Source organism: Paenibacillus sp. NEAU-GSW1 (genome assembly GCF_009737085.1).
Classification (GTDB): domain Bacteria; phylum Bacillota; class Bacilli; order Paenibacillales; family Paenibacillaceae; genus Pristimantibacillus.
The window spans coordinates 132,037-153,329 of record NZ_WOVL01000009.1 but is presented as its reverse complement, the minus strand read 5'-3'; the positions used below and the strand labels follow the sequence as shown (position 1 = coordinate 153,329).

Below are 21,293 nucleotides of genomic sequence, written 5' to 3'. Positions count from 1 at the left end.
CGTACCATTTAGAAATGTCTCTGCATAGCGATTTCTATTTATACAAGTGCTTGCAAAAATCAGGATAAGCATACGCTTACGAAGCAAGTTTTGCTTCGCAAAACTTTTAGGAGGGGTGATGTCATTGCAGCAGCAAACCATCATTCGTTTCGAAGGCGTAACCAAACGTTACGACGATGAGACAGTTGTGCTGAAGGATGTCAGCTTCGAGATCGAGCGCGGCAAATTTTATACGCTGCTTGGGCCTTCCGGCTGCGGCAAGACGACGATTCTGAGGCTGATCGCCGGTTTTATCGAGCCCTCGGAAGGGCAAATTTATTTCAACGGCAAGGTGATCAATCGCGTTCCCGCCAACGAAAGGCAGGTCAACACTGTATTTCAGGACTACGCGCTATTTCCGCATTTGAACGTTTTTGAGAATGTCGCCTTCGGCCTGCGCATCAAGAAGCTGAAAAATGCCGCCATTACGGCGAAAGTAAAAGAAGCGCTGCGCTTCGTCAATCTCGAAGGCTACGAGTTGCGCGAAATTAACGAAATGTCCGGCGGACAGCGCCAGCGGGTAGCGATTGCAAGGGCGATCGTGAACGAGCCGGAAATCATCCTGCTGGACGAGCCGCTTTCTGCGCTTGACCTCAAGCTGCGCACCGAAATGCAGTATGAATTGCGAGAGCTGCAGCGCCGCCTCGGCATTACGTTTATTTTTGTCACGCATGATCAGGAAGAAGCGCTGGCGATGTCGGACGAAATTTTTGTGCTCAACAACGGGAAAATCGAGCAGAGCGGCACGCCAAACGATATTTACGATGAGCCGATAAACCGTTTTGTCGCCGATTTCATTGGTGAATCCAACATCGTACCGGGCCGCATGAAGCAGGACTTCGAGGTGGAGTTCGCCGGCAAGTCATTCGAATGCGTCGACCAAGGGCTTAACCCGAACGAGCCGGTTGAAATCGTCATTCGGCCGGAGGATCTTGAAATTACATCGCTTGAGCAGGGCAAGCTGCAGGTGCGCGTCGATTCGCAGCTGTTCCGCGGCGTCCATTATGAAATTAGCAGTTACGATGAGGCGGGCAACGAATGGCTCGTTCATTCGACCAAGAAGGCCAGCGTAGGCGAAAAAATCGGCCTTTATTTCGATTCGGAAGCGATTCACGTCATGCGTTTTGGCGAAACGGAAGAGGAATTCGACAAGCGGCTGGACGCTTACAGCGATCATGAGGACGGCGGCAGCGCGCTTGCGGCGCCGGGCAGAAACGGCGAGGCCCGCAATGAACGCTAGGACGCGCAATTTCTACCTTGTGCCGTATTTGCTATGGATCGGACTGTTTGTCATCGCGCCGATCGTGCTGATCGTCTACTACTCCTTTTTTAATGTTGAAGGGCAGTTTACGTTCGGCAACTACGCGAAGTTTTTCACGCCGGTCTATATGCGCATGACGCTGAGCTCGTTCTGGTATGCATTTCTCATTACCGCGTTTTCGCTGCTTGTCGCCTATCCGGCCGCTTATTTACTAACGAAAACGAAACACAAGCAGCTGTGGCTGCTGCTCATCATTTTGCCGAGCTGGATCAACCTGCTGCTGAAGGCTTACGCTTTTCTTGGCATTTTCGGCACCCATGGCTTCGTGAACAGCGTGTTTGAAGTCGTCGGCATCGGCAATCAGCAAATTTTGTTTACCGACTTCAGCTTCGTGTTTGTGTCGGTCTATATTTTTATTCCGTTTATGATATTGCCGATCTTCAACTCGCTGGAGGAATTGAATCCGTCGCTCGTCTACGCGGCGCGCGATCTGGGCGCTTCGCCATGGACGACGTTCCGCCGCGTCGTTTTCCCGCTGACCTTGAATGGCGTGAAATCGGGCTGCCAAGCGGTGTTCATTCCGGCGCTGTCGCTGTTTATGATTACGCGTCTCATCGCGGGCAACCGGGTCATTACGCTCGGTACGGCAATCGAGCAGCATTTTCTCGTGACGCAGGACTGGGGGATGGGGGCGACAATCGCCGTATTCCTCATTATTGCGATGGCTGTCATTATGCTCCTGACGGGAAGCAGGAAACGGGGGGTGCAGGATGATGGCAAGAAAAAAGCTGTCTAACCTCTATTTGATCGTCGTCTTTGCTATTTTGTACGCGCCGATCTTTTACTTAATGTTCTACTCCTTCAACTCGGGCGGGTCGATGCGCGATTTCGAAGGCTTTACGCTGGAATGGTACCAAGAAGTGTTTGCCGACACGCGGCTGCTCATTATCGTGCTGAATACATTCGTCATTGCTTTGCTTTCGTCGGCGCTTTCTACGATTCTCGGCATTGCGGGGGCGCTGGCCATTCACTATGTACGTCGGTATAAGCCGAAAAATACGCTTCTGACGCTAAACAACGTGCTGATCGTCAGCCCGGACGTCATTATCGGCGCATCGTTCTTAATCCTGTTTACGATTATCGGCATTAAGCTTGGTTTTACGTCTGTGCTGCTGTCGCATATCGCCTTTAGCGTGCCAATCGTCGTCATTATGATTTTGCCGAAGCTGCAGGAAATGAGCTCGACGCTGATCGATGCGGCGCGCGACCTTGGGGCAAGCAACTGGAACGTGCTGACGAAGGTCATTTTGCCTTTCATTAAGCCGGGCATTTTCGCAGGCTTTTTTATGGCGCTGACTTACTCGCTGGACGATTTTGCCGTCACCTTCTTCGTAACGGGCAACGGCTTCTCGACGCTGTCGGTGGAAATTTACTCGCGGGCGCGCCAAGGCATTTCGTTGTCAATCAACGCTTTGTCCACGCTGCTGTTCCTGTTCACGATTGTGCTCGTGGCCGGCTACTATTTCATTAACCAGCGCAACAACCGCCCTGCGGCAGTCGGGGAGGGACGGAGATGAAGCAATTGGTGCGGCTTTTCGCCGCAGTCATTGTCGTTGCTTTGGGGCTGATGTATTTGACCGCGTATTTGAATTCCAGCCAGGGCTATACAAGCGGCAATACGCTCACCATCTACAATTGGGGCGACTATATCGATCCGGAGCTGCTGGAGCAGTTTGAAGAGGAAAGCGGCATTAAGGTTATTTATCAAACGTTCGATTCCAATGAAGCGATGATGACGAAAATCGCGCAGGGCGGCACGACGTTCGACGTCAGCATCCCTTCCGAATACGCCATTGCGAAAATGAAGGAAGAAGGACTGCTGCTTCCGCTTGATCATGCGAAGCTGCCGAATTTGCAATATATCGACCCGAGCTTCATGGATCTTTCCTTTGATCCGGGCAACGAATATTCGATTCCTTATTTCTGGGGAACGGTAGGTGTTGTGTTTAATCCCGATCTGACCGATCTTCAATTCGAGAGCTGGGACGATTTATGGGATAAAAGCTTGCGCAATCAGATATTGCTGTTGGACGGCGCGCGCGAGGTCATCGGCATGGGCTTGAACAGCCTTCATTATTCGCTGAATGATACGAACGAGGCGCATTTGCAGGAGGCGAAGGCGAAGCTTGGAAAACTGACGCCAAACGTGAAGGCGATCGTCGGCGATGAGATCAAGATGCTGCTTGCCAACGAAGAAGCGGCTGTCGGACTCGTCTGGTCAGGCGACGCTTCGGAAATTATGAGCGAGAATGAGAAGCTTGACTATATTGTGCCGAGCGAGGGCTCGAACCTGTGGTTTGACAATATGGTCATCCCGAAAACAGCGAGAAATATTGAAGGCGCCCACGCTTTCATCAATTTCATGCTGGATCCCGAGCATGCGGCGCAAAACGCCGAGTATGTCGGTTACTCGACGCCAAACGCGAAGGCGCTAGCGCATTTGCCGGAGGAAATTTCGGGCGACGAACGTTTCTATCCGAGCAAGGAGTTGACCTCTAAGCTGGAGGTGTACGACAATCTCGGCAAAAAAATGCTCGCGCATTACAATGAGCTGTTTCTCGAGTTTAAAATGCATCGGAAATAAAACGTGATAGCTGGGGGTGTCCCATAAGTCATTAAAATGGCCTTGTGCCGATTGCGCTTGCCGCATTAGTCGTAGCACTCGGGTGGGTGCTGGGAGAGCCGTTGGCCATCATAAGCCGGAAAGCCGATAACGAAGGAGAGGGTGTCCCATAAGGACAGCCTCTCTTTCTTTTTAACCGAGGCGTTCATGCCGCCAAATAGCGCTGTCGCACAGCGTTATATGACCGCATAGGCGCATAAACGCAGTGCTTGCATCGCTCTACGAAAAATTACGCTATCATGCTGTTTTTTAAGGGAACTTTTTCAAAACTTGACTCGTTTAGTAAACAGGATGCAGATGAATGAAAAAGGAGCGAGTTTATGATCTGTCCATGGTGCCATGAGAAAGTCGAAATTCGTAAAGACGGCAGCTGCCCGGAATGCAAAAATACAGTATCCCATGCGCACGCGGATAGAGACGCAAACGACGACGAATCCCTTGATTCAGGCGACTTTACGGCTAGGATCGAGAATAGGTTCAGATGCTTGAAATGCGGAGGCAATGAATGCGAGGTCAATGAAGTCGCAATGACTGGGACGGGGCTCAGCAAACTTTTCGATATTCAATACAATCATTATTTGTTTGCTTCCTGCTTGGCTTGCGGTTTCGTCGAAGTATATAACCCGAACATATTATTAGACAATTAGCGGAGGTTGGATATGGATAGCTCGCTTAGGCGGAATTTAGGGGTTGCGTTGATCGCGGCTGCAGTATTTGTATTTTGCTTGGCGCTGTCCGGCTGCGACAGCAACGAAGACAGCAAGCAGGAAACTAGCGGCTGGGAAGCCAGATGGCAGGAAGCGGACAAATGGGCGCAGGCGGAAGGGACGGCATGGAAGCGGACGGATGAGCCGCTGGTGCTCTTTAAAGATAAAGACGCGAAGAAGGTTGTTTATGTGCAAAAAGACGCCTTGTATGCGGAGCAAGATGACGAAGCGGATTCCGCAGAGCCGCCGAAGCCGCAGCGATTGCTCGAATTGCCGTCCGACAGCGGCGTCTATTTGCGCAATGGCAACACTTTGCTAATTGGAGCAAAGCTGAATGAGGAAATCCCGGACAATTCCATGCGCGGCGAATGGCACGCGGTCATGCTGGACGGCGCCGCTCCTCGCGCAGTGAAGCTGGAGAGTGGCATTCATGATCCGGAACGCCTGCTGTCAGTTACGGTTGACGCGAAGCAGCAAACCTTTTTGCTTGTTTTTCAAGAGGATGGTTCAAATCGGGAAACCGTCTATCATGCCGGAGCGGATGATTTCGCAATCGTGGAATATGGCTATGTGGAGGATGCCGTATACGCACAATATGTAAAGCTGCTGGAAGCTCGGAAGGAGCAGGCTGTTTTTCAGAAAGAAGCGTACTTAGAAGCTAAGGATGGCGTAACGGCGGGAGTGTACGAAGACGATCGCGGAACGCTATTCGTGACGACGACTGCTGAGGGTTATCTAGGGGCCGTTCGTTACCCGTTGCAGATCGGGGCGACGGTTAGTTGGAAGACGAGTAGTGTCGGTCAGAGTCAAGTGTTGGCGTTCATTCAAAATCAGAATGGTGAACGCACTGCTGTGATGCCGTTCCTCTCAAGCTCTTATCGGATGGAGGCATTGCCAGAGCTTGCTGAGGATGGCTGGCTCATGGTGAACGAAAGAATGTTTTACAACGCGGACAATAATCGGATTGAAACGGTGCATTATGTTGGCGATTGGCCCAATATGCTTAAGGCGGAGCGGAGGAGCTTCGACATTGCGTCGCTGAAGCTGTCGATAGCTTCAGCACGGAATGGGGAGCTGATTTACAATCCCGATGGCGGGGAGGGGAACGTCGTGAAGCTGTCCGTTTTTGATCTAATCAACGCCAACGAACCGATTGAACGGCTGCTGATACGCGGTGCCAAGCTGTCGCCTAAACCTTTGCAAGCAGAGCCGAATAGCTCTGAGCAGTTCGTTACGGACGCGATTGAGCAAAGGCTGCCGCAAGCGGCATTGGATTACTTGCTTGAGGAAGCGTATTCGATTCCGCAGCAGGTTAAAGAGATCATGGACGGCTCAAGCGATCCGTGCTTGTTCTGCGATCCGGACGGATACTATCAACCGCAGGTTCGCTCCATCGACGGCGTATGGCATATGCTCTATCGGGAAAGCATGTACCGGATTGACGAAGAGGCGAAGAAGCTCGTATTAATCGGTAAATGGCCGGTTTCTGAAGCTGTCACAAGCGGGGAAGGCGCCAACCTATATACCGCTCAAGACTATGTCTACGCGGACGGATTCTGGTATGTCGCAGACACGTTTGCGAACCGGGTAACTAAGCTGGACGACAAGTTCTCGTTGGTTGCCGAAGTGAAGCTGGCAAGTCCGTATCGCATGACGAAGACTAAAAGCGGCAGTTTGCTCGTCGACTCTCTCCAAGGAGTCGTTGAGCTGGGCCGCGAGAAATTGAACGTTATTGCCGTTACGGATGCTAAGGCGAAAAAACTGCGAGTTAGCGATACGGAGGATCAGCCTCCGGTCCGTGTCTTATATGTCGACAAGACAAACGGCAATACGTGGTTCGATGCCGGCGGCTTTATCGGCATTTACAATAAACAGCTGAAACAGATTAGCAAGGCGTTTGTCGGCTATAACAAAAGCGGCTCTTCCAGTCTGAAGGTACTGCCATACCAGAAGCAGATGCTGGTCGTGCTGGATCATAAGCTTGAGATTTTTTCCGCCTCAGGAAAATGGGAAAGAACGATCCCGTATCCAGAGCAAGCCCAGACATATGTATGCTCAGGCTGGTCGCAGGGACAAAACAGCACGATACTCGATGCCGAGCAGGGTATCCTCTACACGGTGCACGGCTGCGCTGTTATCGCAGTCGATATAGACAAAGGCGAAGCCAAGCTGCTGTTTCAGCAAAACGAAGCGGCTATCGGCAAGCTGGCGTATATTCGGGAACAGCATTTGCTGATGTTCAGCTTGGATGGCGTAGGCAGGTATGGAGTTGGTACGGATAGTCCATTTAAAGGATCAAATGAGCTTGTTGTTATGCGCTTGTCGACTGGAGAGTCGAAGCGGTTGCAATTTGAGAAGGGCTGGTTAACGAGCGGAGCAATAAAAGATAACCAGCAGTTGCTGTTCTCGTCAGCAGGATCGGCATGGGGAGAAGCCGCTTCGCTTGAGCTGCGGGATTTGGAATAGAGAAGGTCCTGATGTTATGCCTTTCGCCGGATGCGGCGAAAGGCTTTTTTTGGACGCAATTGGTTATGCTGTTATGATATAGGGATCTTGATGATGTAAGGAGCCAACGCACATGAGCTTGACGCTTCATACCGATAAATATCAAATCAACATGATGTACGCCCATTGGAAAAATGGAACGGCGGATAACGGCGCAGTGTTCGAGGCTTATTTCCGCAAGCTGCCGTTTGGCAACGGCTATGCGGTTTTTGCTGGCTTGGAACGGATTTTGGACTATATTCATCAGCTGCGTTTTGGTGAGCAGGAGCTTCGCTATTTGTCCGAGCAGGAGGAAAACTACGACCCGGCTTTCCTGGAGCGTCTGCGGGAATTTCGTTTTAACGGTACGCTGTATGCGATGGAAGAAGGGGCGATCGTATTTCCGAATGAGCCGCTGATTCGCGTGGAAGGGACGATTTTTGAGGCGCAGCTGGTGGAAACGGCGATACTTAACTTCTTGAATTATCAGACGCTGATCGCGACGAAAGCATCCCGGATCGTACAAGTGGCGGCAGGCGACATTCTGTTGGAATTCGGCACGCGGAGAGCGCAGGAGGCGGACGCGGCTGTATGGGGAGCGCGAGCCGCATATATCGCCGGGTTCCATGCGACGTCGAATTTGCATGCGGGCATGCTGTTCGGCATCCCGACCAAAGGCACGCATGCGCACGCGTGGGTGCAGGCGCATGATTCCGAGGAGGAAGCTTTTCTGAATTACGCGAAAGCGATGCCGGAACAAGTGACGCTGTTGATCGATACTTACGACACGCTCAATAGCGGGCTTGAGAATGCGATCAAGACCGCTCGCTGGCTGGAGAGCATCGGCAAGCAAATGAGCGCAATCCGCCTCGACAGCGGCGATCTCGCGTATTTGTCCAAGGAAGCGCGCAAACGGCTGGACGCTGCAGGTCTTCCTTATGTGAAGATCGTCGCTTCGAATGATCTTGATGAAACGCTTATATTCAACTTGAAAGTTCAGGGGGCGAAAATCGACACTTGGGGCGTTGGCACCCAGCTCATAACGGCTGCCGATCAGCCGTCGCTTGGCGGCGTCTACAAGTTGACCGCGCGCGAGCGGGACGGACAATGGCAGCCGGTTATAAAGCTCTCGAACAATCCGGAGAAGGTATCGACACCGGGCCGAAAAGAGCCGTACCGGATCATCGACCGCCGCACCGGTCTGGCGGAAGCGGATTATATCGCGCTCACAGAGGAGGACAATATGCGGCGGGTGGAGCCGCTTAGGCTGTTCGATCCGATTCATCCATATATCTCTCGCGTCGTATCCGATTACGAAGCCGTGCCGCTGCTCGTTCGGATCATTGATCAAGGCAAGACTGTCTATAAGCTGCCAAGCTTGGAGCAAATCCGCAGCTTTCACCTTGAGGAGCTGTCGCGGTTTAGGCCTGAAGTGCAGCGCAAGCTGAACCCGGAGCTGCATCCGGTCCATCTTAGCGAAAAGCTGTGGCAGCTGAAGATGGATTTGATTAAACACAGCAAACGGTAGCAAGTGAGGCTCCGACGAAACCGCTAGCGCGTCAGACAGAAGCGCTGGCGGTATTTGCGCGGCGAAATGCCCTCGTGCTTTGTAAATGTGGAAGCGAAATAGGCGGCATGGCTAAAGCCGACTTCCTCGGCGATCAGCGCGATCGGATGATCGGTCTGCAGGAGAAGCAGCTTGGCCCGCTCAATGCGAAAACGCAGCAAGTAGTCGACCGGCGAACAGCCGAAAACGCGCTGCATGCATCGCGCGATATAGACCGGGTGAAAGTTGATGCTCTCGCCAAGCTCTTTCGCTGTTATTGGATCACGGTAATGCTGCCGCAAGTAGGATGCCGCCAGCTCCGCGCAATGCGTTGCCGGAGAGGAGCTGTGCATTTCGAAGGAGGCGGACAGCTGATCGACGATGTCCTGGAAAAGCAGCTGCTGCTTCCAACTGACGCTGCTGCGGTGATTGTGCCGATCCAGCTCGGTTAATTGACCGATTAAATCGGTTACTTTGGCAGGCTGAAGCAGCGTCGTAAACTGCGGAATTTGCTTAATAAACGTTTGAGTCCTGAAAATTCGTTTAGCCAGCGAATTTTGCTCCTCCGCAAGTTCCTCTTGTTCCGTCCTTGTCGAGCAGCTGTCATCCATTTCGAAACGGCCTGTCGTCTGAAAATGAAGCCAATGATAGCTCGTAAAAGCCTCGCATTCTTTCGTCGCATAATGATGGGCGTCAGGTCTTAGAATGAGGCTTTGTCCCGGCCTAATTTCGAAAGACTGCCCCTCTTCGCCAATGTACAGGCAGCCCTCCGTAACGGCAAGCAGCACGAACACCTCGATATTCCGCCGATTGGAATGCTTGTAGCCGGGCGGGCCGCTTGTAAAGCCGCTTGCGATATAGTGCAGCATCGGCGGCACAGTGAAATGAAATAGCGTCATCTATACGAGTCTCCTTGTGAGCACCGCAGAATGCAGCGGAGGTTGGAATCGTTAAAGTTTCGGTTGTTAAACTGATACAATACTTGCAGTATAGCATCTATAATTTGAAATGACGATTCCACTGACGGACAGCAAGACGACGGTATTGTATCCTTTTTTTTTACCGCAGGGATACAGCTGCAGCCGTTTGCTCATAGGAGGTTTTAAAAGATGAATTCGCAGCAAAAAAACAAGTTTACGCTTTGGATGCTGGCTTGGCCGATTTTTATCGAATTGTTTCTGCAATTTTTGCTCGGAGCGGCGGATACGCTCATGGTCAGCCGAATCTCGGACGATGCAGTAGCCGTAGTCGGCTTTTCGAATCAGCTGTTTATGGCGCTTCAAGTATTATTGGTGACGGTGTCGAGCGGCGCGGGTATCTTGATTGCGCAACGGATCGGCGCGAGGAACAATGAGGATGCGCGCACGATCGCGATTATTGCCGTCAAAGTGACCGGGCTGATTGGCCTTGCGATCAGTATCGTCCTTTATGCGTTGCCAAGACCGATCGCGGCCATGCTGCAGCTGCCGGAAGGGCTGCTGCCTCTCGCTGAGATCTACATTTCCATCGTAGGCGGCGGGATGGTGCTGATGGCGATCATGTCGACGCTCAGCACGGCAATCCGCAATACCGGCAATACAAAGGGACCGATGTATACCGCGATTGGGATGAACGTCATTCATGTGATATTGAATTACGGATTTATTTTTGGCGAGCTCGGGCTTCCAAAGTGGGGCTTAACGGGCGTTGCGATTTCTACAGTGATCAGCAGGCTGCTGGCTTTGTTAGTGCTGCTGTTTATGTTCCTTCATGCGTTCAAGAGAAAAATTACGCTGCCGGACTTCCGTATTTTTGACAGCAAGCTGTTTAAGGAAGTGCTTAAAATCGGCTGGCCGCTTGCGGTCGGCTTATCCTCGTGGGTAATTACGCAGCTGCTGATTTTCAGCTATATTGCGATGCTCGGGGAAGACGAACTAGCTGCACGTACGTATATGAATACGCTGGAATCGTTCTGCTTCATGCTCGGCCAATCGATCGCGATGGCGCTGCAAATTCAGATCGCCCATATGTACGGAGCGGGCTTGTTCCAGAAAGCGTACAAAAACGCCTTTCGGGCGCTGTGGATTGCCGAGGCGATCGTGTTGCTGAACGCTTTTGTTATTTTTTTGTTTGGCGGCAAGGTGCTTGGCATTTTTACGAATGAACCGGACATTATTGCGATTGGCGTCTCCCTATTGGGGATGAATTTATTGCTGCAGCCCGGTAAAATGTTGAATATGGCGTTTGGCAACGCGTTGAACGCCGTCGGCGATACCCGGTTTATTATGAAAATTTCAATTATTGTAACTTCGATTGTGGCGGGCGTCTTGCCCTATGTGACCGGGATTCAGCTGGGCTGGGGTCTGATCGGCATTTACGCCTGCATGATCGCCGACGAATATATTCGCGGCATTCTCGTTCTTGTTCGCTGGCGCGGTCAGAAGATGCTGCGCAAGGCGGAGCTTCGCGCGGAAAGCCGCCGCTCGGGCGCAGGCGCTGGCGCAGGCGCTGGCGCTGGTGTTGGCCCGAATCAATCTGCGATGGAGATGTAGCAATTCGATTAGAACTAGATTAGAGAATTAGGGGGCTTTATCAGATGATTATGAATGAAAAAATAAAAGCGTCGGAGCTGCTGTTGACCGGCATCGACGGCGAAAATCTCGGCATCGTGTCGCGGGCCGAGGCGCTTGCGATGGCGAAAGAGCTCAAGGCCGATCTCGTCTGCGAATCGCTGATGAGCAGTCCGCCGCCTTGCAAGCTAATGCGCCGGGGCTCCGCTAAGCAGGAGGCGAGCCAGCAGAAGCGGGAAGCGAAGCTGAAGGAGCAGCCTGCCAAAGTGAAGGAGCTGCGGCTGACGGTCGACATCGAGCAGCACGATTACGAAACCAAGCAGCGGCAGGCCGCTAAGCTGCTGGAAGCGGGGCATGCTGTGCTGCTTGTCGTGAAGGTGCAAGGAAAGGAAGGCGCGAAGGCAAAGGAACTGCTGGAGCAGCTGAGCAGCGATTTGGCGTCCTGCGGCAAGAAGGCGACAGGCATTCAAGTGAGCGGCAAGCAAGCTGCGGTGCAACTGAACCCGAGCTAGTTAGTTTGGTTTGCCGCAATAACGCTGCGGAAAGCGCCGGAAATGGGCCAGACGAGTGCGAATAAGCATGTCTCATAGCGTTATTGCTGTGAAATAGGGCTGCAGAAGCGAAATAACGCTGCGCGGCAGCGTTATTTGCACGAAAAGCGTCCGAAATGGGCCAGACGAGTGCGAATAAGTAAGTCTCACAGCGCTATTGCTGTGCAATGAGGCAGCAGTAGCAAGTAACGCTGCGCGGCAGCGTTATTTGTGTGCGAAGAGGCCTCGCAGCGTTGACAGGTTTTGGTCGATTCAGTAGAATTTAATTGAAAACGATTATCAATGGTGCGCGATTGCGATTGGATACAGCCAAGCTCGTACGAGCAGCCGCATCTACGTCTTATTCATCGAAGGAGATTGCCTTTATTTTATGCTAAGCAGATTTTTTAGCTATTATCGGCCTTATCGGAAGCTGTTTATGTTGGATTTCTTTAGCGCGGTCATTCTGGCTGTGCTGGAGCTATGCTTCCCGTTAGCTGTCAGCTATGTAATCGATACGCTGCTGCCGGATGAAAATTGGGGCCTTATCATTACCGCTTGCGCTATACTGCTCGTTGTCTACGTTATCAACACTCTCTTACAATACATCGTTACTTACTGGGGCCACATGCTTGGCATCAATATTGAGACCGATATGCGCAAAAGTCTGTTCGACCATGTGCAGAAGCTGTCATTCCGTTTTTTTGATAACACGAAAACCGGCCATCTCATCTCCCGTCTGACGAATGATTTGTTCGAAATCGGAGAGGTCGCGCATCACGGGCCGGAGGACATGTTCATTGCCGTCATGACGCTGATCGGGGCGTTCGGTTTAATGGCCTATATTAACCTGGAGCTCGCGATTTTGACCTTTATCGTCGTGCCAATCATCCTTTGGCTCGTCCTCTTCTTCAACAAGCGGATGACGAAGGCGGCGGATAAGCTGTTTAGCGAAATGGCCGATTTCAATGCGCGCGTTGAAGATACAGTTGGTGGCATCCGCGTCGTTCAAGCTTTCTCGAATGAAAAACACGAGGGCAAACAGTTTGCGGAAAACAATAGCCGCTTCCGGATTGCCAAGCTGATCTCGTACAAAATTATCGGGATGAACGCGTCCATCACCTACATGCTCATGCGGCTCGTAACGTTGTTCGTCCTGCTTTGCGGCACTTGGTTCGTTATTCGCGGCGAGCTTCATTACGGCGAGTTTGTCGCTTTCGTGCTGATGACCAACATTTTCTTCAAGCCGATTGAAAAAATTAATGCCGTTATCGAAAGCTACCCGAAAGGGATTGCCGGTTTCAAACGGTATATCGAGCTGCTCGACACCGAGCCTGACGTAGCGGATAAGCCGGATGCGGTATCAGTCGACCATCTTCGCGGCGATATTAGCTACAGCAACGTATCGTTTGGATACGAGGGTGAAGCGAGGGTGCTTGACGGCATTAACTTGTCCATTAAGGCCGGGGAGACGATTGCATTCGTTGGTCCGTCCGGAGCGGGCAAAACGACGCTGTGCAGCTTGCTTCCGCGTTTCTATGAAATAGACGGCGGCAGCATTTCCGTCGACGGCCGCGATATTCGCGATCTCAAGCTCGATTCGCTGCGCAAGCAGATTGGCATCGTGCAGCAGGACGTATTCCTGTTCCATGGAACAATCCGTGAAAATATCGCTTACGGCAAGCTTGACGCCTCCGAAGCAGATATTATGGAAGCCGCTCGCAGAGCGCGGCTTGAAGAGTTCATTCAGTCGCAGCCGGATGGGCTCGAGACGATTGTCGGCGAACGCGGCGTGAAGCTGTCCGGCGGCCAGAAGCAGCGGATGGCGATCGCCCGGATGTTCTTGAAAAATCCGCCGATCCTCATACTCGATGAAGCGACATCCGCGCTCGACACCGAGACGGAAGCGGCGATCCAGCAATCGCTTGCTGAGCTATCCGTTGGCCGGACAACGCTGGTCATTGCTCATCGCCTTGCAACGATCAAAAACGCCGACCGTATCGTCGTCGTTACGGAAGAAGGTATTTCCGAGCAAGGCCGTCACGATGAGTTGGTAACAACAGGCGGCATTTACAGCCGTCTGCATAAAGCGCAATTCGGAACGGCATAGCATCATGTCAAAACGTAAAGCCTGCCCCGATACGTATTCGCCGATAAGGCATCTCGTGTCGGGGCAGGCTTTATTTGTTGCGGATCAATCCTTACTCAATTGATTTAACCGGCTTTTTGCGATCAAACTTGAACACCATATTAAGCATTTTGAAGATCGTCTTTGACTCTTTGGTCAACAGCGGCCCGAGTATCGCGAGAATAAGGACGTACAGGGCGGCGAATGGCTGCAGCATTTCGAGCAGGCCGCCTGTTTTGCCGAGGTTCGCCATTATGATCGAGAACTCTCCGCGCGACACAATGGTTAGGCCGATATTGGAGGACGCCTTCGGCGACAGCCCGGCGCTTCTGCCCGCGAGCATGCCGGCTACGAAGTTGCCGAACAGCGTAATCGCAACGGCGCCAATGGACAGCCATACGGCTCCGCCAAGCGCGAGCGGGTCGATCGTCAAGCCGAAGCTGAAGAAGAATACGGCGCCGAAAAAGTCGCGGAAAGGCAAAATCAAATGCTCGATCCGTTTCATATGCTCGGTTTCGGCAAGGACGAGGCCGACGAGCAGCGCGCCGATCGCTTCGGCGACATGGATCGTTTCGGAGAATCCGGCAACAACGAACAGGAAACCGAAGACGAGCAGCAGGAACAGCTCATTGGAGCGGATGTTGAACAGCTTGTTAAGCAGCGGCACCGCTTTGCGTCCGATAATAAGGAATAGAAGCATGAAGCCAAGCGCGTAGAGAGCGGATAGCAGCACGCCTCCCAGCGAGGTGGCGCCGCTGAGCACGAGGCCCGACAGAATGGAGATGTAGACGGCTAGGAAAATATCCTCGAACATGATGATGCCGAGTATCATCTCCGTCTCCGGATTGGCTGTGCGTTTCAAGTCGACAAGCACTTTGGCGACAATCGCGCTGGAGGAAATCGTCGTAATACCCGCCATGACGAGCATCTCTTCGAGCGGAAAGCCGGTGATCCAGCCATAAGCAAGACCTAGCGAAAAGTTAATGAGAATATAGATCGTTCCCCCGACAGCAATCGATTTGCCTGACTTAATTAACCGTCCAACGGAGAATTCCAATCCGAGGTAGAAAAGCAGGAACAAAACGCCTATCCGGCCGAGAAATTCGATGAAAGGGGCGCTTTCGATAAAACGAAAATCGAAAACGCCGATTTTTAATGCGTGAGGTCCGACAGCCATGCCGATCAAAATATAAAACGGGATGACGGAAAAACGAAGTTTAGCAGAAAGCAGCCCGACTAAGGCGATCAGGGTGACGGCGAGACCAATCTCCAACACCAAATGATCCATAGGCTATACGCTCCCGTTTGCTAACAGCTGTTTCAGCTGTTTGAGGAGCGGTCGTTCGCCTGCCACTATAAGCGTCGAGTCTGCTTTAAACACGTAGTCGGGACCGGGGTTGATATGCTTGGACTCTTTTTCTATCGCAGCGATAATCGTTGTGCCTGTTTTCCGGCGAATGTCGACCTCGCCAATGGAGCGGCCAACGCAGCTTGAACCATGCTCGACTTTATACCATTCGATCGTAAGATCGTCCAGCGCGACCTCGATCGTCTCAAGCGCTTTCGGCTTATACGTCATCCCGCCGATAATAGCCGCTACTTGACGAGCCTCTTCATCCTCGAGCGAAACCATGGAGATGCTGTCGTCCGGATCGTCGTAATTGAAGTGGAACAGCTCCCGTCTTCCGTCGTCGTGAATGACAATAACCAGCTTGTCGCCTCCGCGGGTTTGGAGCTGATATTTACGTCCAATGCCCGGCAAATCCGATTCTCTAATATTCATTTTTGTCCAACTCCTTAAAAGTTTTGCGAAGCAAAACTAGCTTCGAAAGCATATGCTTAGTTTTGCGAAGCAAAAACTTGCTTCGAAAGCGTATGCTTTGACTAGTTTTGTATGCAGAGCATTCGCAGGAAGCAAAGCTATGCGCGAAAAGGGGCATGATTAATAAACATCATGGCAGATGCAAACAGACGACTTTAAGGTTTTCGCGCTTAGTTTACGAAAGTGGACGTGAATTTAACGGGCATAAGAAATAAATGTTTCATTTTTTGCGGGATAAAAGCATGGAGAAACAGAGGGGGGACAAACCGGATAATGCTGGGTGAAATAACGGCAATTACGGCTGACAGCAGCAATGGGACTAAAGACGCGGGATAATGAACCGCAGCATGCGCGCGAGCGGCGACGCTATGGTGATTGTCGGTTACATTGGTCATTTCGGCGGTCGGAGCATGAAGCTCTCGCGGGCCTTCCGCTTTGTAGGCGAATAAACCTGCAGATGCGAAAATAGCAGCGATAATGAACATTTTAAACAATCGTCTCATGTTGCTCAAGTTGATCACCTCCCAGTATGCGGATTTGATTGCTTTCATTAATTATAAAGGATTTGGCGGCGAATGTCACAATTATGGAGCAAATGACCGATAGGTAAAAAGTGCTGGACAAGCCGAGCATTGACGGTGCCGAAGCATTCATTATAAAATTTGATGCAGATAAAGAGCGCTCTGGATAGAGTGTGTAGGAGGAGAAAACATATGAGCACTACAAACGTAAAGCAATTGTCGCCGCTTGTTAAAGCGCTCGATTTGCAGCCGCATGTCGAAGGCGGATGGTACAAAGAGATTTGGAAAGCATCGTTTGAAATTCCGCAGCAGGTGCTGGGCGAGCCGTATTCCGGACCGCGCTTCGCGGCATCGTCGATTTATTTTCTGCTTCATCCTGAAGAGTTTTCCGACTGGCATACCGTTTATTCGGACGAGCTGTGGCTGTGGCACTCCGGAAGCCCGCTGGTGCTGACGCTTGGCGGAACGGACACAGAGCCATACACGCGCAAAGAGATAATTCTCGGCGGAGATGTTGAGAACGGTCAGCATCCGCAAGCGCTCGTTCCTGCGAACGAATGGCAAATGGCGCGCCCGCTGGGCGATGAGCCTGTGCTTGTGTCATGCGTCGTTGCTCCGGGCTTCCATTACGACGACTTTAAATTGATACAACGCTAGTAAAAATCGGGCAGCCTGTTCGTTTGACAAAGCTGCGGCCGTCTTTTACACTAATGTTACGCTTAATTTTCGGCTCCAGGGTCGGAAAGCGGGGGAACCAAACGCAATTGGGGCGAATAGACTTCAGGTGCAACGCATCTAAGCCTTAGGGTACCATCTTACCCGAGTCCGTCAGCTAACCTCGTCAGCAGTGGATGGGTCAACTCTTATTAGACATACGAAGATTCAAGACCCTTGCCGATCACCCGAGTAAGGGTCTTTCTGTGTTTTTTACGGCCCCCGCTGGTGGAAGCGTGCAACACAAATTCTATCTTTGAGGAGGAGTTTGTATGCCGCAGCCCAAGTATATGGTTACATGGAAAAATAACGAGTCGCTGCTCGTTGCGGAAGACGCAGGTTTGTCCGCTTTGATCAAGCGATTGGAGAATGACGGTCAGACGGCCGATTCCCCGATTCATGTAACTGCGCAAATTAACCATCCGAAAGAAATAACGGCCGAGTCATTAGACTGTTTCAAAGCGCTTGCGCTTGCCGGTGCCGTTATTGCCGCTCACGTCCCGATACGTAAAGGTATTAATGATGATTCGTTCGTGCTCGCTCAGCTGCTCAATCAGCTTTCTTTGGCGGGCGCAGTGAAGGTTTCTTTTTTCATTTACCGCCCCGAAGCCGATGCGAGAGAGAAGCTTTGCGACTGGAGCATGCCGCTCAAACGGGCCTATGAGGCTGTCGAAGGCGCAAAGGCGCTTGCCGCGAGCATTGGCAACAGGGTGAAACTGCTGATGTGCCATGCCTCGGGCAAAATCGAAATTATGTCCATTGATAACGGAAAAGCCTACTTGAAGTATCATCAATCGAATGTCGGACGATCGGGCCATTTCATGATGCTTGATTGCCCGGAGGAAGCGATTTGGTTCGACGACTTGCCCGGGAGCGAATTTTACGGGAAATCGGGCAACAATGCTTCGCTGATGTGAAGCTTTTTATGGCGCGTTAGCGATAGTCGGAGGGATGCCGGCGGATGCGAGAGTCCTTATGGACGAGAAATTTTATTTTGTTGACGTGCGCCAATTTGTTTCTGTTTCTGGCTATTGAAATGCTGCTGCCGACGCTGCCGATCTTTGCAGCCGAGCAAGGCAGCGCCGAGTCGGAAATCGGCTTGGTTCTAGGCTTCTTCACATTCGCTGCCGTAATTGCGCGTCCGTTTGTTGCCTTTGGGATGAAACGATTCGGTAAAAAAGGGCTGCTGCTCATCGGCGTGGCGATATGCTTGCTTGGCATGGCCGGCTATTTTGCCGCATCGACGGTAGGCATGCTGCTGGCGCTCCGAGTTGTGCACGGCGCGGGCTTCGGGATCGCGACGACGTTGTTTGGCACCGTCGTATCCGATGCCATTCCGGCTTCGCGGCGCGGAGAAGGGATGGGTTATTTTGCAACGGGAAATGCCATCTCGTTCTCGCTAGGACCGTTCCTCGGCATTTGGCTGATGGAGCAGTTCGGATATAACGGACTGTTTGGCGCAGGCATTGTTATTTTGCTGCTGGCTCTCCTCTGCACGCTGCCGGTTCGACAGCGCAAGGAGGGTCCGGTCAGGGCGGCGGCTGCCGAATCGCATACTGACGATGGCCCGGTGATGCGGGATGCCGGGCAGATCAATCAGAAGACAACGGTGCCGCCCGCTTTGTTTCATCAGGTGATTGAGAAAAAGGCGCTGCTTCCGTCGGCGCTCGGTATGATGGTCGGCCTTGCTTTTGGCGGACTGTTAAGCTTTATCGCGCTCTTTGGGATCGAGAAGGGGCTCGCGAACATCGGCTATTTTTTTCTAGTTGTCGCGATTAGCGAGGTGCTCGTCCGTTTCGCCAGCGGACCGCTGTTTGATCGGAAGGGCAGAGTGTGGGTGTTGTTTCCCTCCGCATTGTTATGCATCATCGGCTGTGTATTGTTGTATGCGACGGAGACGACAGCTATGCTGCTGGCGGCGGGAGCGTTCTACGGAGCTGGTTTTGGCGCCTTGTTCCCGGCTTTGCAGGCGTGGGTCATCAATCGGGTAGAACCGGACCGCCGCGGCGCAGCGACAGCTACGTACTACAACGCCTTTGATATCGGTATCGGCTTCGGCGCGATTATTCTCGGTTTTGTCGCAGCCGCTGCAGGCTACGCGATGATGTTTCTCCTTTCTTCGCTGTTCTTTGTCGCCTACCTGGTCATCTATCTCCAATATGAATGGAGATGGAGGAAAGGACGGTAGAACGTTCCGTTATTCGGCAGAAGTAAAGCCGTTGAACGTCGGACAAAGCAAGAAAGGGATGCATGATGCTTCCGAAACAAAAAGCGGGGCCGCCTCAAGGTCATTTGAGATGACTTCGAGGCGGCCCTGTGCATTATGCTGGAAGCTTAATAACTTGTCCCGGATAAATAAGGTCCGGGTTTTTGATGCCGTTCAAATCGCGAAGCGTTTGCCATGTCGTGCCGAATTTTTTAGCGATCGCCCATAGGGTGTCGCCCTTCTTGACGATGTAGACGGACGGCTTCGATTCCGGCTTCGGTTTGGTTTCCGGCTTAGGCTCCGGTTTTGGTCCCGTTTCCGGTTTCGGTTCTGGCTTTGGCTTCACTTCCGGCTCCGGCTTCACGACTGGCGCATCTGGTGTCGGAGCTGCGGTAATGCGGCCTTCGACCTTTGAATTCGCCTTGCCGAGCTTTTCAATGTAGCGGATTAAAGCTTCGTCCAACGAGCCGTACATGCCGGCCTGCGGATATTTGCCCAGCATCGTATACTCATCGCCTCCCGCTGCCATGAAATCGTTGGTCGCGAGCAGATACGTTTTCTTATCGTCCAGCGGTTTCCCGCCGATCGTGACGGAATGGACGCGTTCGCCGGCCGGCTTGGCAGCGTCAATCTTGAAGGCGAGGCCCGATACTTGCGGGAAAGCGCCTTTCGGATTCGGGTAATCGGATACGCCGTTTTCAAGCGCCGCTTTAATGTCGGCGCCGGCAACTTTGAGCGTGACGATCTGATTGCCGAAAGGCAGCACCGTAATGACCTCGCCTTTCGTAATCGTGCCTTCGTCGATGGAGGCGCGAATGCCCCCGCCGTTCGTCAGCGCGACGTCGGCGCCCGCCGCATCGCGAATCGCATCGGCAACGAGGTTGCCCAGATTCGTTTCGCTGGCGCGAACGAGCTCGCGTGTGCCCTCAAGCTTGACTGCCGCCGTTCCGACCTCCTGCGAAAGGAGCGTTTCTTGGCTTTTCTGAATATCAGCCACTAATGCTGCGATATCCGCATTCGGTTTAATGTCTGCCGCTTCCTTCTGGTCGATAAGCGTCGCTTGTTTTTTAACAACTTTGCCTTTGTCGAACCACAGGTCGACGACGCCCAAATACTTCGTATATTCGCCTGCGCTTACGAGCAGCGTGCCGTTATCCGCTACTTTCCCTTCTTCCAGTACGGTGTGGCTGTGGCCGTCGACGAAAACGTCGATGCCGGATACCGCTTTTAAAATTTTGAAGCTTGTGTCATCGCTGGACTCATCTTGACCGATATGGCCAAGCGCGACAATGATGTCGGTTTGATCCTCGAGCTCGTCGACGATCGTTTGCGCTTCCTTGGCCGGATCGGTAAACGTCAATCCCTCGACGTTTTTCGGATGCGTCTTGTAAGCCGTTTCCGGTGTCGTCAGACCGAAGATGCCGATTTTCACCCCGTCAACCTCTTTAATGACGTAGGGCTTATACAAGAGGCTGTTATTCTTTGTGACGCGGGTGTTTGCGCTGAGAAGCGGGTAATTCATCTTGGCTTCCAGCTCGAGAAGCCGCTCATAGCCGTAGTTGTATTCATGATTGCCGGGAACCGCAACGTCATAGCCCATCTTGTTCATGACCTGTACGACGCTTTCGCCTTTGACTAGCGTCGCAAACGTCGTGCCGTGAACGGCATCGCCTGCGTCCAGCAGCAGCGTGTTTGGATTAGCCGTTCGATAGCTGTCGATAATGCCGCTCAGCTTGGCGAAACCCATTTCGCCGTTCGTGTTCTCCGCAGCGCGGGCGTGCATATCGTTCGTGTGCAACAGCGTGATGTGCTTGCCGGCAGGCTGCGCCGAATCTCCGGCCGCAGCGGCCGTTCCGATCGAAGCTGCTGCCAGCGACATAGACAATAGGGCTGACAGCAGCCATTTTGACCTTTTGAGCATAGAATCAATTCCCTCCATATCTATAAATTTTGTATAACGACATTTCCTATTCTGCATTTTTCCATATAAATCCTGTTTTTCAAACTTTAAATTTCTGAAAATTAAATTTATTTAACAAAAAGAGCGGCTAACTAACTTTGGCCGCATTCGAGAATGGTTAGCCTTGTATGAAAAAAAGTCTC

General features: G+C 52.1%; 18 protein-coding genes and 1 riboswitch. Of the genes, 13 read left to right on the top strand and 5 right to left on the bottom strand.

Annotation, left to right across the window (positions count from 1 at the left end; all coding sequences use genetic code 11):
* Positions 1 to 124 precede the first annotated feature (124 nt).
* The 7 genes from GOM71_RS09135 (at position 125) to GOM71_RS09105 (ending at position 8,702) form a co-directional block, all read left to right on the top strand.
* Complete coding sequence (locus tag GOM71_RS09135) at positions 125 to 1,279, top strand: ABC transporter ATP-binding protein (RefSeq protein ID WP_156280112.1); 1,155 nt, start codon at positions 125 to 127, stop codon at positions 1,277 to 1,279.
* Entirely contained in the window at positions 1,269 to 2,096 is an 828-nt protein-coding gene (locus GOM71_RS09130) for an ABC transporter permease (RefSeq protein ID WP_156280110.1), read from the top strand. Before GOM71_RS09135 ends, GOM71_RS09130 begins: the two co-directional genes overlap by 11 nt.
* Positions 2,074 to 2,877 (top strand): ABC transporter permease, encoded by an 804-nt coding sequence (locus GOM71_RS09125; RefSeq protein ID WP_173275437.1) that lies wholly within the window; start codon positions 2,074 to 2,076, stop codon positions 2,875 to 2,877. The genes GOM71_RS09130 and GOM71_RS09125 overlap by 23 nt, the downstream gene beginning before the upstream one ends.
* Entirely contained in the window at positions 2,874 to 3,944 is a 1,071-nt protein-coding gene (locus GOM71_RS09120) for an ABC transporter substrate-binding protein (RefSeq protein ID WP_156280106.1), read from the top strand. Before GOM71_RS09125 ends, GOM71_RS09120 begins: the two co-directional genes overlap by 4 nt.
* 359 nt (positions 3,945 to 4,303) lie before the next feature.
* The gene (locus tag GOM71_RS24950) at positions 4,304 to 4,630 is read left to right on the top strand and encodes a zinc ribbon domain-containing protein (protein WP_156280104.1); all 327 of its coding nucleotides are present in this window, start codon (positions 4,304 to 4,306) and stop codon (positions 4,628 to 4,630) included.
* Between the two features lie 12 nt (positions 4,631 to 4,642).
* Positions 4,643 to 7,156, top strand: coding sequence for a hypothetical protein (locus tag GOM71_RS09110; protein WP_156280102.1), 2,514 nt, complete (start codon positions 4,643 to 4,645; stop codon positions 7,154 to 7,156).
* Positions 7,157 to 7,268: 112 nt separating this feature from the next.
* Positions 7,269 to 8,702, top strand: coding sequence for a nicotinate phosphoribosyltransferase (locus GOM71_RS09105; protein ID WP_156280100.1), 1,434 nt, complete (start codon positions 7,269 to 7,271; stop codon positions 8,700 to 8,702).
* 23 nt (positions 8,703 to 8,725) lie between these two features.
* On the opposite strand, the gene GOM71_RS09100 is transcribed toward GOM71_RS09105, so the two are convergent.
* Complete coding sequence (locus tag GOM71_RS09100) at positions 8,726 to 9,619, bottom strand: helix-turn-helix domain-containing protein (protein WP_156280098.1); 894 nt, start codon at positions 9,617 to 9,619, stop codon at positions 8,726 to 8,728.
* Between the two features lie 210 nt (positions 9,620 to 9,829).
* Here GOM71_RS09100 and GOM71_RS09095 point away from each other — a divergent pair, with 210 nt between their 5' ends.
* The 3 genes from GOM71_RS09095 (at position 9,830) to GOM71_RS09085 (ending at position 13,909) form a co-directional block, all read left to right on the top strand.
* On the top strand, positions 9,830 to 11,251 hold the full coding sequence (locus GOM71_RS09095; protein ID WP_156280096.1) for an MATE family efflux transporter: 1,422 nt from the start codon (positions 9,830 to 9,832) through the stop codon (positions 11,249 to 11,251).
* 44 nt (positions 11,252 to 11,295) lie between these two features.
* Entirely contained in the window at positions 11,296 to 11,781 is a 486-nt protein-coding gene (gene infC / locus GOM71_RS09090; RefSeq protein WP_156280094.1) for a translation initiation factor IF-3, read from the top strand.
* 409 nt (positions 11,782 to 12,190) lie between these two features.
* Positions 12,191 to 13,909 carry an ABC transporter ATP-binding protein gene (locus GOM71_RS09085; RefSeq protein WP_156280092.1) on the top strand — a complete coding sequence of 573 codons (1,719 nt, stop codon included), beginning with the start codon at positions 12,191 to 12,193 and terminating at the stop codon, positions 13,907 to 13,909.
* A 91-nt stretch (positions 13,910 to 14,000) separates the two neighbouring features.
* Here the strand turns inward: GOM71_RS09085 and GOM71_RS09080 are convergent, their stop codons facing one another.
* The 3 genes from GOM71_RS09080 to GOM71_RS09070 form a co-directional block, all read right to left on the bottom strand.
* Positions 14,001 to 15,215, bottom strand: coding sequence for a cation:proton antiporter (locus GOM71_RS09080; RefSeq protein WP_156280086.1), 1,215 nt, complete (start codon positions 15,213 to 15,215; stop codon positions 14,001 to 14,003).
* Positions 15,216 to 15,218: 3 nt separating this feature from the next.
* Positions 15,219 to 15,710, bottom strand: a complete 492-nt coding sequence (locus GOM71_RS09075) for a cation:proton antiporter regulatory subunit (RefSeq protein ID WP_156280084.1) — start codon at positions 15,708 to 15,710, stop codon at positions 15,219 to 15,221.
* A gap of 209 nt (positions 15,711 to 15,919) precedes the next feature.
* Entirely contained in the window at positions 15,920 to 16,261 is a 342-nt protein-coding gene (locus tag GOM71_RS09070) for a hypothetical protein (RefSeq protein ID WP_156280082.1), read from the bottom strand.
* Between the two features lie 201 nt (positions 16,262 to 16,462).
* Here GOM71_RS09070 and GOM71_RS09065 point away from each other — a divergent pair, with 201 nt between their 5' ends.
* The 3 genes from GOM71_RS09065 to GOM71_RS09055 all read left to right on the top strand — a co-directional run bounded on the left by GOM71_RS09065 (position 16,463) and on the right by GOM71_RS09055 (position 19,172).
* Positions 16,463 to 16,927, top strand: a complete 465-nt coding sequence (locus GOM71_RS09065) for a cupin domain-containing protein (RefSeq protein WP_156280080.1) — start codon at positions 16,463 to 16,465, stop codon at positions 16,925 to 16,927.
* 49 nt (positions 16,928 to 16,976) lie between these two features.
* Positions 16,977 to 17,132, top strand: a riboswitch (cyclic di-AMP (ydaO/yuaA leader).
* 124 nt (positions 17,133 to 17,256) lie between these two features.
* Positions 17,257 to 17,901, top strand: coding sequence for a hypothetical protein (locus GOM71_RS09060; RefSeq protein ID WP_156280078.1), 645 nt, complete (start codon positions 17,257 to 17,259; stop codon positions 17,899 to 17,901).
* Between the two features lie 44 nt (positions 17,902 to 17,945).
* The gene (locus GOM71_RS09055) at positions 17,946 to 19,172 is read left to right on the top strand and encodes an MFS transporter (RefSeq protein WP_156280076.1); all 1,227 of its coding nucleotides are present in this window, start codon (positions 17,946 to 17,948) and stop codon (positions 19,170 to 19,172) included.
* A gap of 133 nt (positions 19,173 to 19,305) precedes the next feature.
* Here the strand turns inward: GOM71_RS09055 and GOM71_RS09050 are convergent, their stop codons facing one another.
* A complete protein-coding gene (locus GOM71_RS09050; RefSeq protein WP_483311031.1) occupies positions 19,306 to 21,111 on the bottom strand; it encodes a 5'-nucleotidase C-terminal domain-containing protein in 1,806 nt (601 codons plus the stop codon).
* Positions 21,112 to 21,293 lie beyond the last annotated feature (182 nt).